At 63.1% G+C, this 13,598-nt stretch carries 11 protein-coding genes; 3 read left to right on the top strand and 8 right to left on the bottom strand.

Features of this window, described 5'->3' with window-relative positions; all coding sequences use genetic code 11:
* Window positions 1-22: 22 nt before the first annotated feature.
* Entirely contained in the window at window positions 23-2,104 is a 2,082-nt protein-coding gene (locus tag ACIGJG_RS07285) for a 3-hydroxyacyl-CoA dehydrogenase NAD-binding domain-containing protein (RefSeq protein WP_140949162.1), read from the bottom strand.
* A gap of 501 nt (window positions 2,105-2,605) precedes the next feature.
* On the opposite strand from ACIGJG_RS07285, the gene ACIGJG_RS07280 reads away from it, so the two are divergent.
* A complete protein-coding gene (locus tag ACIGJG_RS07280) occupies window positions 2,606-4,126 on the top strand; it encodes an amino acid permease (protein ID WP_483672951.1) in 1,521 nt (506 codons plus the stop codon).
* A 40-nt stretch (window positions 4,127-4,166) separates the two neighbouring features.
* On the opposite strand, the gene ACIGJG_RS07275 is transcribed toward ACIGJG_RS07280, so the two are convergent.
* The 7 genes from ACIGJG_RS07275 to ACIGJG_RS07245 all read right to left on the bottom strand — a co-directional run bounded on the left by ACIGJG_RS07275 (window position 4,167) and on the right by ACIGJG_RS07245 (window position 11,409).
* The gene (locus ACIGJG_RS07275) at window positions 4,167-4,880 is read right to left on the bottom strand and encodes an ABC transporter ATP-binding protein (protein ID WP_011297572.1); all 714 of its coding nucleotides are present in this window, start codon (window positions 4,878-4,880) and stop codon (window positions 4,167-4,169) included.
* Window positions 4,880-5,653, bottom strand: coding sequence for an ABC transporter ATP-binding protein (locus ACIGJG_RS07270; protein WP_011297571.1), 774 nt, complete (start codon window positions 5,651-5,653; stop codon window positions 4,880-4,882). Before ACIGJG_RS07270 ends, ACIGJG_RS07275 begins: the two co-directional genes overlap by 1 nt.
* Window positions 5,650-6,969: a branched-chain amino acid ABC transporter permease gene (locus ACIGJG_RS07265; RefSeq protein ID WP_483672950.1), complete on the bottom strand. Its 1,320-nt coding sequence runs from the start codon at window positions 6,967-6,969 to the stop codon at window positions 5,650-5,652. Before ACIGJG_RS07265 ends, ACIGJG_RS07270 begins: the two co-directional genes overlap by 4 nt.
* 3 nt (window positions 6,970-6,972) lie before the next feature.
* Window positions 6,973-7,920 (bottom strand): branched-chain amino acid ABC transporter permease, encoded by a 948-nt coding sequence (locus ACIGJG_RS07260; protein WP_041679905.1) that lies wholly within the window; start codon window positions 7,918-7,920, stop codon window positions 6,973-6,975.
* 171 nt (window positions 7,921-8,091) lie between these two features.
* On the bottom strand, window positions 8,092-9,342 hold the full coding sequence (locus ACIGJG_RS07255; RefSeq protein WP_011297568.1) for a branched-chain amino acid ABC transporter substrate-binding protein: 1,251 nt from the start codon (window positions 9,340-9,342) through the stop codon (window positions 8,092-8,094).
* Between the two features lie 134 nt (window positions 9,343-9,476).
* Window positions 9,477-11,102, bottom strand: coding sequence for a 3-(methylthio)propionyl-CoA ligase (locus ACIGJG_RS07250; RefSeq protein WP_140949158.1), 1,626 nt, complete (start codon window positions 11,100-11,102; stop codon window positions 9,477-9,479).
* A gap of 79 nt (window positions 11,103-11,181) precedes the next feature.
* Window positions 11,182-11,409: a hypothetical protein gene (locus tag ACIGJG_RS07245; RefSeq protein WP_483672949.1), complete on the bottom strand. Its 228-nt coding sequence runs from the start codon at window positions 11,407-11,409 to the stop codon at window positions 11,182-11,184.
* Between the two features lie 74 nt (window positions 11,410-11,483).
* Between ACIGJG_RS07245 and ACIGJG_RS07240 the strand changes: the two genes are divergently transcribed.
* Both ACIGJG_RS07240 and msrB read left to right on the top strand, forming a co-directional pair.
* Complete coding sequence (locus ACIGJG_RS07240) at window positions 11,484-13,046, top strand: protein adenylyltransferase SelO (protein WP_483672948.1); 1,563 nt, start codon at window positions 11,484-11,486, stop codon at window positions 13,044-13,046.
* A gap of 115 nt (window positions 13,047-13,161) precedes the next feature.
* Window positions 13,162-13,572 (top strand): peptide-methionine (R)-S-oxide reductase MsrB, encoded by a 411-nt coding sequence (gene msrB, locus ACIGJG_RS07235; RefSeq protein WP_011297564.1) that lies wholly within the window; start codon window positions 13,162-13,164, stop codon window positions 13,570-13,572.
* The last annotated feature ends 26 nt before the right edge of the window (window positions 13,573-13,598 follow it).

Raw genomic sequence — 13,598 nt, 5'->3', positions numbered from 1 at the left:
CAGCCTTGCTGCTGCCTTGGCTTCAGTCGTTGAAGCCCTTGCCCTCGTCCGCCAGCTTCTGCAGCAGCGGCGCGACTTGCCACGCTTCGCCGTGGTAGCCCTTGGCGTACTTCTTCATCGACAGCGCGACGTTGTACAGGCCGACCTGGTCTGCATACAGCATCGGGCCGCCGCGGAACAGCGGGAAGCCGTAGCCGGTCAGGTACACCATATCGATATCCGAGGCCTTCGAAGCAATGCCTTCTTCCAGGATCTTCGCGCCTTCGTTGACCAGCGCGAACACCAGGCGCTCGACGATCTCCTCGTCGGAAATCTTGCGGCGCGTAATGCCAAGGTCCTTGGAGTGCTGCACGATCATGTCGTTGACCTGCTGGTTCGGGTACGGCTTGCGGTCGCCCGCCTTGTAGTCGTACCAGCCCGCGCCGGTCTTCTGGCCATAGCGGCCCATTTCGCACAGCAGGTCAGCGGTCTTGCTGTACTGGATGTCAGGCTTGTCCACCGCGCGGCGCTTGCGGATCGCCCAGCCGATGTCGTTGCCGGCCAGGTCGCCCATGCGGAACGGGCCCATGGCGAAACCGAACTTTTCGATAGCACGGTCGACCTGCTCGGGCAGCGCGCCTTCGTCCAGCAGGTAGCCGGCCTGGCGGCTGTACTGCTCGATCATGCGGTTGCCGATAAAGCCGTCGCACACGCCCGACACCACAGCGGTCTTCTTGATCTTCTTGCCGATCGCCATCACGGTGGCCAGCACGTCCTTGCCGGTCTTCGCGCCGCGCACGACTTCCAGCAGCTTCATCACGTTGGCCGGGCTGAAGAAGTGCATGCCGACCACGTCCTGCGGACGCTTGGTGAACGAGGCGATCTTGTCCACGTCGAGCGTCGAGGTGTTCGAAGCCAGGATCGCCCCTTGCTTCATCACTTCGTCCAGCTTCTTGAACACAATTTCCTTGACGCCCATTTCTTCGAACACGGCCTCGATGACCATGTCCGCGTCCTTGATGTCGTCATAGGAGAGCGTGGTCGACAGCAGGCCCATGCGCTGCTCGACCTTCTCCTGCGTGAGCTTGCCCTTCTTGGCGCTGTTCTCGTAGTTCTTGCGGATGATGCCAATGCCGCGATCCAGCGCTTCCTGCTTGGTTTCCAGGATCGTGACCGGGATGCCGGCGTTCAGGAAGTTCATGCTGATGCCGCCACCCATGGTGCCGGCGCCGATCACGGCGATCTTTTCGATCTTGCGGACTGGCGTGTCCGACGGCACGTCCGGGATCTTGCTGGCGGCGCGCTCACCGAAGAACGCATGGCGCAGCGCGCGCGATTCCGGCGTGGTCACCAGGTACAGGAAGCCATCGCGCTCTTCCTTCAGGCCTTGCTCGAACGGCTTGAGCGAGCCAGCCACGGCTTCCAGGCACTTCAGCGGCGCCGGGAAGTTTTTGGCCATGGCGCCAACGGTGGTCTTGGCAAAGCCGAGGAAGCCTTCCGGGTTCTCGTGACGGACCTTCAGGTCGCGCACCTTCGGGTACGGGCCGGGCGCAGCCGCGACGTTTTGCGCGAACTTGACCGCGGCGGGCAGGACATCGCCATCGACGATTTCATCGAACAGTTTGGTGCCGGCGAACTTCTCGGACGGCACGGCGGTGCCCGACACGATCATGTTGGCAGCCGCTTCCAGGCCGATCACGCGCGGCAGGCGCTGCGTGCCGCCGGCGCCGGGCAGCAGGCCCAGCTTGACTTCCGGCAGCGCGATCTGCGCACCCTTCGAAGCCACGCGGTAGTTACAGCCCAGGGCCAGTTCCAGGCCACCGCCCATTGCCACCGAGTGGACTGCAGCCACCACCGGCTTGGAGGAACCCTCGATCACGCGGATCACCGAATGCAGCGTCGGTTCCTGCGTGGCCTTGGGCGTATTGAATTCGCGGATATCGGCGCCGCCCGAGAATGCCTTGCCGGCGCCGGTGATGACGATGGCCTTGACGGCCGCATCGTCCAGCGCACGGGTCATGCCATCGACGATGCCAAGCCGGGTGCTGTGACCCAGGCCGTTGACAGGAGGATTGTCGAGCGTGATGACGGCTACGCCGTCCTGAACCTGATACTGCGCTGTCATGCTGGTTCCTTTGGTGTCTTGGGTTGTCTCGGGATTCGAATTCTCGAATATGGTTGTTTGCTGCATTGCCGGCCTGTCTCGGCCGCTTCACCACTAGCGGCCGAAGCCGCGATGGAAGGGTAAACCCTCCGCATTCCCACGCCCGACAAGCGTTTCAGCCGACGGGCGAAACACAGCATACACAAAATAGCACGGTCGTTCAATTTTAATTTTTGCGCAATTTGACCACCATGCGCGCGCTTTATTTCGCTCCTTCGCGGCGTGCATGAGAGCAGCAGTACGGGCGTTGGGGAAACGTTGGCAAGTCAAGTAATCGCCGAAACGTCGCACGTCGGTTACAGCACTTTCACAACATCCACGCAGGGCATCAGGGTCAGTATGCGACTTTATTTGATGCGGACGAGCGATCCGCTAAAAAAGACACGTTAGACTCGCGGCTTTTCATTTTTCGACCCCGGACATCCATAAGTTGTCCGGGCAGGCGAAGTTCCAGCGACCCTGATGTCTTCCCACTCCCATCCTCATCCTCACCAGCATCCGGTCGTCGAGCACGACGACCTTCAGCGCAAGCTCAAGGCGCGCCATCTCACCATGATCGCAATCGGCGGCGCGGTTGGCACCGGGTTGTTCGTCGCATCCGGCGCCTCCATCGCACAGGCTGGTCCCGGCGGCGCGCTTCTGATGTACGCCCTGCTTGGCTTCATGGTGTATTGCCTGATGACCAGCCTTGGCGAACTGGCCGTCCACATGCCCGTGGCTGGCTCGTTCGTCACCTACAGCGCGCTCTATGTCGAGGAAGGTTTCGGCTTTGCGCTCGGCTGGAATTACTGGTTCAGCCTGGCCGTGACCATCGCGGTGGAACTCACCGCCGCGCAACTGGTGATGCAGTTCTGGTTCCCCGGCATGCCCGGCATGGTCTGGAGCGCGGGCTTCCTGCTGCTGATGTTCGCGCTCAACGCGTTCTCGGTGCGCGGCTTCGGCGAAGCCGAGTACTGGTTCGCGCTGATCAAGGTGATCACGGTGATCGTGTTCCTGGGCGTGGGGCTGCTGATGATCTTCGGCATCATGAAGGGCGGCCCGCAATCCGGCTGGCACAACTTCACGACCGGCGACGCGCCGTTCGTCGGCGGCATTCCTGCCATGATCGGCGTGGCGATGATCGCCGGGTTTTCGTTCCAGGGCACCGAGACCGTGGGCGTAGCTGCCGGCGAGGCGCAGGATCCGGCCAGAACGATCCCGCGCGCGATCCGCCAGACCTTCTGGCGCATCCTGCTGTTCTACGTGATCGCGATCCTGATCATCGGCGTGCTGATTCCCTATACCGATCCGAACCTGCTGCGCAATGATGTGACCGACGTCGGCGTGAGCCCGTTCGCCCTGGTGTTCCGTCAGGCCGGGCTGGCCTTTGCCGCCGGCCTGATGAACGCCGTGGTGCTGACCGCGCTGCTGTCGGCGGGCACGTCGAGCATGTACGTCTCCACGCGTATTCTCTACGGCCTGGCTGTGAGCGGACGCGCCCCGCGCTGGCTGGGCAAGCTGACCGTGAACGGCGTACCGTTCAATGCGCTGCTGGTCACCACCGCCGTCGGCGCGCTGTGCTTCTTCAGTTCGCTGTTCGGCGACAAGGCCGTGTACCTGTGGCTGCTGAACACATCGGCCATGACGGGCTTCTTCGCATGGTTCGGTATCGCCCTGAGCCACTACCGCTTCCGGCGCGGAATGGTCTATCAAGGCTATGACATCAACGCGCTGGCGTACCGCTCGCCGCTCTATCCGTTCGGCCCAATCTTTGCGGGCGTGCTGTGCCTGGTGATCGTGGCGGGACAGAACTACCAGGCATTCGCGGACATTCCGAACCGCTGGCCGGAAATCATTGCGACGTACATCGGGGTGCCGGTGTTCCTGGCGCTGTGGCTGGGGTACCGCATCGTCAGGAAGACGCGGCTGATCGACTATGAGGATATGCCGTTCGAGTTGCCGAAGACGGCAAAAGTCATTGCCGGGCAAGCGGCACAAGTGTGATGTCAGGCGCGTCCGCCCGGCACGGACGCAACCTGCGGCATTACACCTCCAGCCACTCCTTGCGCACCTGCGCATTGGCCTTCAGTTCGGTCGGCGTTCCCTCGAACACGATGTGGCCATGGCCCATCACATACACACGCTGCGAAATATCGAGCGCAATGGCCAGCTTCTGCTCGATCAGCAGCACCGACACGCCGCGCTCCTTCAGCGTCTTGAGGTAATCGCCGACCAGTGTCACGATCATCGGCGCCAGGCCTTCGGTAGGCTCATCGATCAGGATCAGGTCGGGATCGCCCATCAGCGTGCGGCACAGCGTCAGCATCTGCTGCTCGCCGCCTGACAGCACACCTGCGGCAGTGTTCTCGCGTTCCTTCAGGCGCGGGAACATCTGGAACATGTCGTTGATCGACCAGCGCGGCTTCGACTGGCGCGGGTTGCGCTTTTCACCGAGCAGCAGGTTCTGGCGCACGGTCAGCGTCGGGAAGATATCGCGATTCTCGGGGACATAGCCAATGCCGAGATGCGCGATCTCGAAGGTACGGCGTCCGAGGATCTCTTCATCGCGCAAGCGCACCGACCCCTCCGCTTTGACCATGCCGAGGATCGCCTTGGCCATGGTCGACCGACCCACGCCATTGCGCCCGAGCAGCGCAACGATCTCGCCCTCATCGATATGCGCATCGACGCCATGCAGGATATGGCTCTTGCCGTAATAGGCATGCAGCCCCTGGACTTCGAGCATGCGTTTTGCCATCAGTGCGCTCCTTCAGTCGCGGCTTCGTCGAGCGTGGTACCCAGATATGCCTCCTTGACCTTGCGATTGTTGCGGATGGCCTGCGGGGTGTCGGTGGCGATCACCTCGCCGTAGACCAGCACCGAGATGCGGTCGGCCAGCCCGAACACTACGCTCATGTCATGCTCCACCATCACGAGTGTCTTGCCTGACGTAACCTTGCGGATCAGTTCGACCGCGTGGTCCGATTCCGAGCGGCTCATGCCCGCCGTGGGCTCGTCGAGCAGGATCACATCGGCGCCGCCCGCGATCGTGATGCCGATTTCCAGCGCGCGCTGCTCCGCGTAGGTCAGCAAGCCGGCCTGCGAGTCGCGGCGATGCTGCATGCCGATCAGTTCGAGCACTTCCTCGGCACGCTCGCGCGCATCGCGCAGCGCTGACAGCCGGTGCCAGAACGAGTACTTGTAGCCGAGCGACCAGAGCACCGCGCAGCGCAGGTTCTCGAACACCGACAGCCGGTGGAAGATATTGGTGATCTGGAAGCTCCGCGACAGCCCCATGCGGTTGATCGCGAATGGCTGCAGGCCCCCGATCTCCTGCCCGTTCAGGCGCACCGAACCGCTGGTCGGCGCAAAGCGTCCCGAGATCAGGTTGAACGTGGTTGACTTGCCGGCGCCGTTCGGGCCGATCAGCGCGTGGCGCTCGCCCTTGCCAATCGACAGGTTCACGCCACGGATGATTTCCGTCTGGCCGAACTTCTTGCGTACATCGGTCAGTTCCAGTGCCGCTGTCATGCCCTGCCTCCCGCGATTTCACCGTGCACCTTGTCCCATGCCGTGCGCACGCGCGCCGCCGCCATGCGCCACGCCAACAACCCGGCCACCCACAGGGCGGCCGCGACCGCCCAGGCCATAGGCTTGCCGGCATCGAAAGCGATGCCGAACAGCGACATGTCGGTGCCGTTGGCGCTGTCGACCTGAACCTTGTAGACCAGTTCCACGGTCAGGATCATGGCTGCGAGCAGCACCACGCCTGCCGCTGCGGCACGCCCGTAGGACGGCAGCATCTGTTTGAACTTGCCTTTGGCCACCAGCGGCATCTGCATCAGCAGCAGGCTCGCGATGCCGCCCGGTACGAACATCACCATCAGCACGAAGAACAGGCCCAGGTACAGCAGCCACGCCTTGGTCAGGTCCGACAGTGCAACCGCGAACAGCATGAATACCACCGCGCCGATGATCGGCCCGAAGAACACGCCGGCGCCACCGATGAACGCCGCGAGCAGCACGCCGCCCGAGCGTACGGCGCTCACATTTTCGGCCGATACGATCTCGAAGTTGATCGCCGACAGCGCGCCCGAGATGCCGGCGAAGAACGCCGACAGGATCAGCACGAGGTAGCGCACACGCTGCGTGTTGTACCCGATGAACTCGACACGTTCAGGGTTATCGCGTACCGCGTTGGCAATGCGGCCAAGCGGCGTCTGCGTCCACGCATACATCGCCACCATCGACACCAGGCACCACGCGGCGATCAGGTAGTAGACCTGACGGCCGGGACCGAACGTGATGCCAAGGAATGGGTCACCCACCACGCGGTTGGTAGAGATGCCGCCTTCGCCGCCGAAGAACTCGGGGAACATCAGCGAACTGGCAAACACCATCTCGCCGATGCCCATGGTGATCATGGCGAACGTCGTGCCCGACTTCTTGGTGGTCACGTAGCCGAACAGCACGCCGAAGAATGCGCCGGCCAGGCCGCCCACAAGCGGCAGCATCGACACGGGCAGCCACACCTTGCCCGCGCCCAGCATATTGAGCACGTGCACGGCAATGAAGGCGCCGAGGCCCGAATACACGGCGTGCCCGAACGACAGCATGCCGGTCTGGCCGAGCAGCATGTTGTACGACAGCGCAAAGATGATCATGATGCCCATCTGGGACATCAGCGTGATCGCAAACCCGCCGGTAAAGATCAGCGGCAGCACCAGCATGACCAGTATGGTCAGGCTCCAGATCACCCAGCGCGCAAGGTTGAGCGGCTTGTAGCGCATGGTACGGCCGGTCACGACCGGCCCGCGGCTTTGTTCCATTGTCGATTCGATTCTCATGGCTCAGCTCTCCCGGGTTCCCATCAGACCTCGCGGCCGGAAGATCAGCATCAGCACCAGCAGCAGATAAGGCAGCACCGGCGCCACCTGGGCCACGGTCAGCTTCCACAGCGAGTAGAACGGCGTGGCGTCGCTGACGGCCAGGCCAATGCTGTTGAAGAGGCCGGCCAGCGACGCATCGATGGTCACGGCGAACGTCTGCAGCACGCCGATCAGGATAGAAGCGATAAACGCCCCCACCAGTGAACCCATGCCGCCCACCACCGCGACCACGAATACGATCGACCCGACTGCCGCCGCCATCGATGGCTCGGTGACAAAGGCATTGCCACCGATCACGCCGGCAAGTCCGGCCAGCGCCGCGCCCCCGCCGAACACCATCATGAACACGCGCGGCACATTGTGGCCAAGCGCTTCCACCATCTCCGGATGCGTCAGCGCCGCCTGGATCACGAGGCCGATGCGCGTGCGCGTGAGCACGAGATAGATCGCCACGAGCATGCCCAGCGAGACCAGCATCATGAATGCACGGTATTTCGGGAACGACGACGTGAATACCGTGAACAGCGGCCCGTCGAGTTCGGCCGGAATACGGTATGGCACGGCAGCCAGGCCCCAGACGAGCTTGACCCCTTCTTCGATCAGGTAGGCCAGGCCGAACGTGAACAGCAGCTCGGCCACATGCCCGTACTTGTGCACGGCGCGCAGGCCGAAGCGTTCCACGAGCGCGCCGGCAAATGCCACCAGCAGCGGCGCCAGGATCAGCGCCGGCCAGAATCCTATCTTGCTGGCAACGGTGTAGGCAAAGTAGGCCCCGAGCATGTAGAAGCTCGCGTGCGCGAAGTTGAGCACACCCATCATGCTGAAGATCAGCGTGAGGCCAGACGAGAGCATGAACAGCAGCAGCCCGTAGCTGATGCCGTTCAGCAAAGAAATGACGAAGAATTCCACAACGTATCCTTCAATCTGGCTGCGCCACAGCGCGGCCATCCGGTTTGAACAAGGGTGAGCGCATCCTGCCGGGCATGGCATGCATGCCCGGACGCTCCCCGGTCTTCTACCGAAAGTATGCAGGATCGGGCGCCCGGCTTTATACTGCCGGCCGGCCCGCCGTGGGCAGGATCAGCCCGGCCGCTTCATCTGGCAGGAAGTCGGCTGCGCGGCAACGTACTGGTCCATCAGCGCATTGGTCTTCCAGCCGTAGCCGGTGTTTTCCTGGTCGAACTTGATGTCCTTGCCGTTGACCTTGGTCCAGGTGGCCACCACGAGCGACTGCTGGGCCTGGTGGTCGGTCTTTCGCATCTCGACCGGGCCATTCATGCTGTCGACCTTGATGCCTTCCATGGCCTTGGCGACCTTGACCGGATCCGTGGAACCGGATTCCTTCACCGCCTTGGCCAGCATGGCCACGCCGGTGTAGGCGGCCATCACGTAGAAGTCGTCGTTGTACTTCTTCTTGTAGCCCTCGATGATGTCGGCGCCCTTGAAGCCCTCGTTGTTCGGGTTGTAGTAGCCCACGTACTTGACGTGATCGGCACCGGCGGCGCCCATGGCGGTCGGCACGCCGGTGGTGCCGGCGTAGTACGTGTAGTAGTTGGTGGTCAGGCCGGCGTCCTTGCCCGCCTTGATCAGCAGCGCGAGGTCGCTGCCCCAGTTGCCCGTAATCACCGTATCGGCGCCCGACGCCTTGATCTTGGACGCGTACGGCGCGAAGTCCTTCACCTGCGCGAGCGGATGCAGGTCTTCTCCGACGATCTGGATATCCGGACGCTTGCGCTTCAGGTAGTCCTTGGCCGCGCGCGCGACCTGGTGGCCGAACGAGTAGTTCTGGTTGATCAGGTAGACCTTCTTGACGTTGGGGTCCTTGGCCAGGTACGTGGTCAGGGCCTCCATCTTCATGTCCGAGTTCGCGTCGAGCCGGAAATGCCAGTAGTTGCACTTGCTGTTGGTCATGTCCGGGTCTACCGCTGCGTAGTTCAGGTAGACGATTTCCTTGCCCGGATTGCGCTCGTTGTGCTTGGCAACGGCGTCTTCCAACGCCAGGCCCACCGACGAGCCGTTGCCTTGGACGATGTAGCGGATGCCCTGGTCGGCCACCTGCTTGAGGATGGTCAGGCTCTCCTGCGGCGACAGCTTGTTGTCGAAGCCCACTACCTCGAACTTGTGCGGGCCACCCCAACCCTTCTGGTTGGCTACCTCGGCCACGTACTGCCAGCTCTTGAGCTGGTTCTGTCCAACGGGGGCCATCAGCCCCGAAAGCGGATCGATGAAGGCAATCTTCACCGTATCTGCGAGTGCCGTGCCTGAAACCAGCGCAGAACCCAGTGCCGCGAACACGGCCACGCCAGCCACCAGCGGACGCATTTTGGTCATACCTGTCTCCTTCACTCTTGTCGTTGGCTTGTCGTCGATTGCGGCTCGCCGGGCGGACCCTGTTGTTGCTCGCCCGGCTGCCTCGCCAACACCGTGCCGCAAGCAGGCACGGCGTGGCGAATGCCCGTTCCGCCTCAGGCTGTCGGCAGGCGGTAGTCCTTGAACTGGTCGCGCAGCTTGAGCTTCTGCATCTTGCCGGTAGCGGTCAGCGGGATTTCGCTGACGAAGGCCACGTCGTCAGGAATCCACCATTTGGCGACCTTGCCCTCAAAGAATTTCAGCAATTCTTCCCTGGTGACTTCGGCGCTCGGCTTCTTCACCACGACCAGCAGCGGGCGCTCGTCCCACTTCGGGTGATGCACGGAAATGCAGGCGGCCATATGCACGGCCGGGTGGGCCGCGGCCACGTTCTCGATATCGATCGACGAGATCCATTCGCCGCCGGACTTGATCACGTCCTTGCTGCGGTCGGTGATCTGCATGTAGCCGTCGGGATCGATGGTGGCCACGTCGCCGGTCGGAAACCAGCCGTCGACGAGCGGATTGGTGTCATTGCGGAAGTAGCGCTCGATGATCCAGGGACCGCGCACCAGCAGGTCGCCGAAGGCCTTGCCGTCCCAGGGCAACTCCTTGCCGTCGCCATCGACAATCTTCATATCCACCCCGAACAGCACGCGGCCCTGCTTCTCAAGGACCTTCTGGGACGCCTCCTCGGACAACTCCTCGTGCTTGGCCAACAGCTTGCAGGTGGTGCCCAGTGGTGACATCTCGGTCATTCCCCAGCCGTGGATGACTTCGACATCCAGCGCCCGCAGCGCGCGGATCATTGCCGGTGGCACCGCCGACCCGCCGATCACGGTGCGGCGGAAGGTGGAGAACTTCAGGTTGTTGGCCTGCACATGCTGCAGCAGGCCCAGCCATACCGTCGGCACGCCGGCGGAGAAGGTCACCTTTTCTTGCTCGAACAACTCATACACGGAAGCCCCGTCCAGCTTGGGGCCAGGCAACACGAGCTTCGCACCGACGAGCGGCACCGAATATGGCAGGCCCCAGGCGTTGACATGGAACATCGGGACCACCGGCAGGATCACGTCGCGCGCCGAGCAGCCCAGTGCATCGGGCAGCGCGGACGCGTAGGAATGCAGCACCGTCGAGCGGTGCGAATACAGCGCGCCCTTCGGATTGCCGGTCGTACCGGAGGTGTAGCACAGGCTCGACGCCTGGTTTTCGTCGAGGTCCGGCCAATCATAGTTGCCGTCCTGCGCGTCGATCAATTCTTCATAGCACAGCAGCTTCACCTTGGACTCCGCCGGCATATGGGCACGGTCGCTCATCAGCACCCAGCCCTTCACATTCGGGCAATGCGGCGCCACGCCTTCCACAAGCGGCAGGAAAGTTAGGTCGAAGAACACATAACCATCGTCGGCGTGATTGACGATATAGGCAATTTGCTCGGGGAACAGGCGCGGGTTGATCGTATGGCAGACGGCGCCCATGCCCGACACGCCATAGTAGATTTCGAGGTGCCGGTAACCATTCCAGGCCAAGGTACCAACACGATCGCCCTGCTGCACGCCAAGCGCAGCTAATGCCTGGGCCATCTTGCGGGCACGCAGCTCGCAATCGCGATAGGTATAGCGGTGAAGGTCGCCTTCGGTACGTCGCGAGACGATTTCGGTGCTGCCGTAATAGCGGGCAGCGTGCCGGATGATGGAGGAAATGAGCAGCGGCGCGCTCATCATTTGACCCATCAATGCCATGAAACAGTCTCCTGAATTTTAGTATTTATCGTCTGAAAACGAACAACCGTTCTATTTTTTGGCGATTGTTCCCACGCACTCAAACAACGTCAACGGGATTTCGTTGTGCACTGCCGTATTCGGGGCCGCAATTCTGCGAGAGTTCATGCGCCGGATTCATCGACGCAATCAATGGGAAGAACATTGCGTGTGGCAAGGCAGCCTGGCGGGCCAGATCCGGATGTGGAAGTACAATACTGCGTGCCATGTTGCGTCTCAACATGTCGTTTTCCCTAGCACGCAAGCGCACTTCGGGGCGCTGCGGCATGCCGGCGCTGCACTGCCACGCGCGCCATCGCTTGCCAGCCCTGAATCCATCGCCACGCGGCTCGCCCCCAGACAATGTCCGATACCCATCCTTCTCAGACCACCCCGCGCGACGCCGCCGATAGCGTTGCAACGCTGAGCGCGCCCTTCCCGACCATGCCCGGCTTCGCCGAACTGGGCGAGCGCTTCTTCACGCGGCTGCGTCCCACGCCATTGCCATCGGCCTATCTGGTCAGCGTGGCACCGAACGCTGCGGCGCTGCTTGGCATGCCGGTAGAGGCAGCGTCAGAGCCGGACTTCATTGAGGCCTTTGTGGGCAACAGCGTCCCTGACTGGGCCGACCCGCTGGCCGCCGTGTATTCGGGGCACCAGTTCGGCGTCTGGGCCGGTCAGCTCGGCGACGGGCGCGCGATCCGGCTGGCGCAGGCGCAGACCGATACCGGCCCGTGGGAAATCCAGCTCAAGGGCGCCGGGCTGACGCCCTATTCGCGCATGGCGGACGGCCGCGCGGTGCTGCGCTCGTCGATCCGCGAATACCTGTGCTCGGAAGCCATGGCAGCGCTCGGCGTACCGACCACGCGCGCGCTGAGCATCATCGGCTCGGATGCGCCTGTGCGGCGCGAGACCATCGAGACTGCCGCCGTGGTCACACGGCTGGCGCCCACCTTTATCCGCTTCGGGCACTTCGAACACTTCGCCGCACATGAAGACGTGGCGGCCCTGCGCCAGCTTGCCGACTTCGTCATCAACAATTTCATGCCGGCCTGCCGCGAAGCGGCCCAGCCGTACCAGGCGCTTCTGCGCGAGGTGTCGCTGCGTACCGCCGACATGGTCGCGCACTGGCAGGCGATCGGCTTCTGCCACGGCGTGATGAATACCGACAATATGTCGATCCTCGGGCTGACCATCGACTATGGTCCGTTCGGCTTCCTTGACGCGTTCGACGCCAACCACATCTGCAACCACTCGGACACGCAGGGCCGCTACGCCTACAGCCAGCAGCCGCAGGTCGCGTTCTGGAATCTGCATTGCCTGGCCCAGGCGCTGCTGCCGCTATGGCTGGAGCCCGGTGCCGACGAGGCCGCGCGTGACGGCGCCGTGGCGCAGGCGCGCGAAGCGCTGGACCCGTTCCGCGATCGCTACGCGAGCGAGTTTTTCCGCCACTACCGCGCAAAACTGGGCATTCACATGCCCGCGGGCGGCGACAAGGAAGACGAGCCGCTGCTGACGAGCCTGTTCCAGCTCTTGCACGAGCAGCACGTCGACTACACCTTGTTTTGGCGCAACCTCGCCCGCATCTCGTCCGCAGATGGCTCGGGCGATGCGCCGGTGCGCGATCTGTTCCTGGACCGTGCCGCGTGGGACACCTGGGCGGAAAGCTACCGGAACCGCCTGCGCGCGGAGCAGTCCGATGATGCAGCCCGGCGCGTCGCCATGCTGGCGGTGAATCCCAAGTATGTGCTGCGCAACCACCTTGCGGAGATCGCCATCCGGCGCGCGCGCGAAAAGGACTTCAGCGAAGTGGACCGCCTGCTGGCCGTGCTGTCGCGCCCGTTCGACGAACAGCCGGAGGCCGAAGCCTACGCCGCGCTGCCGCCTGACTGGGCGGGCGGCCTGGAAGTGAGCTGTTCGTCCTGATCATCGCCTTGCACGCGCCGGCACACTTGCCGGCGCTGGTGTAAGGTTCGGGCCACGGCCGCGACCAATGCGTGAGGCCGGCAGGAACGCCAGCCCCCTACCGAAAGGATTGAGCATGACCACAAGCAAGACCGAAGCCGAGTGGCGCGAGCAACTCTCCGACATCGAATACCGCGTCACACGCGAGGCCGCGACCGAGCGCCCATTCACGGGCCGCTACTGGGATCACTGGGACAACGGCATCTACAAATGCGTTGGCTGTGGGACGCCGCTGTTCGAATCGGCCACCAAGTTTGACGCCGGCTGCGGCTGGCCCAGCTACTTCCGGCCCATCAACGGCGAAGTGATTGCCGAGCACGCCGACCACACGCACGGCATGGTGCGCGTCGAGGTCCGTTGCAAGGAATGCGGCAGCCATCTGGGCCATGTATTCGAAGATGGCCCCGCGCCGACCGGGCTGCGCTATTGCATCAACTCGGCTGCGCTAAAATTCGACGATCGCGACCCGGCTGAGCGCGACGGCTGACGCACATGCGCCTGGCCCGTGCAGCC

The organism is Cupriavidus sp. C1SS-2L, assembly GCF_057073735.1.
Note: the sequence above shows the minus strand (reverse complement) of the source record. Positions and strands in the feature narration are given on the sequence as shown.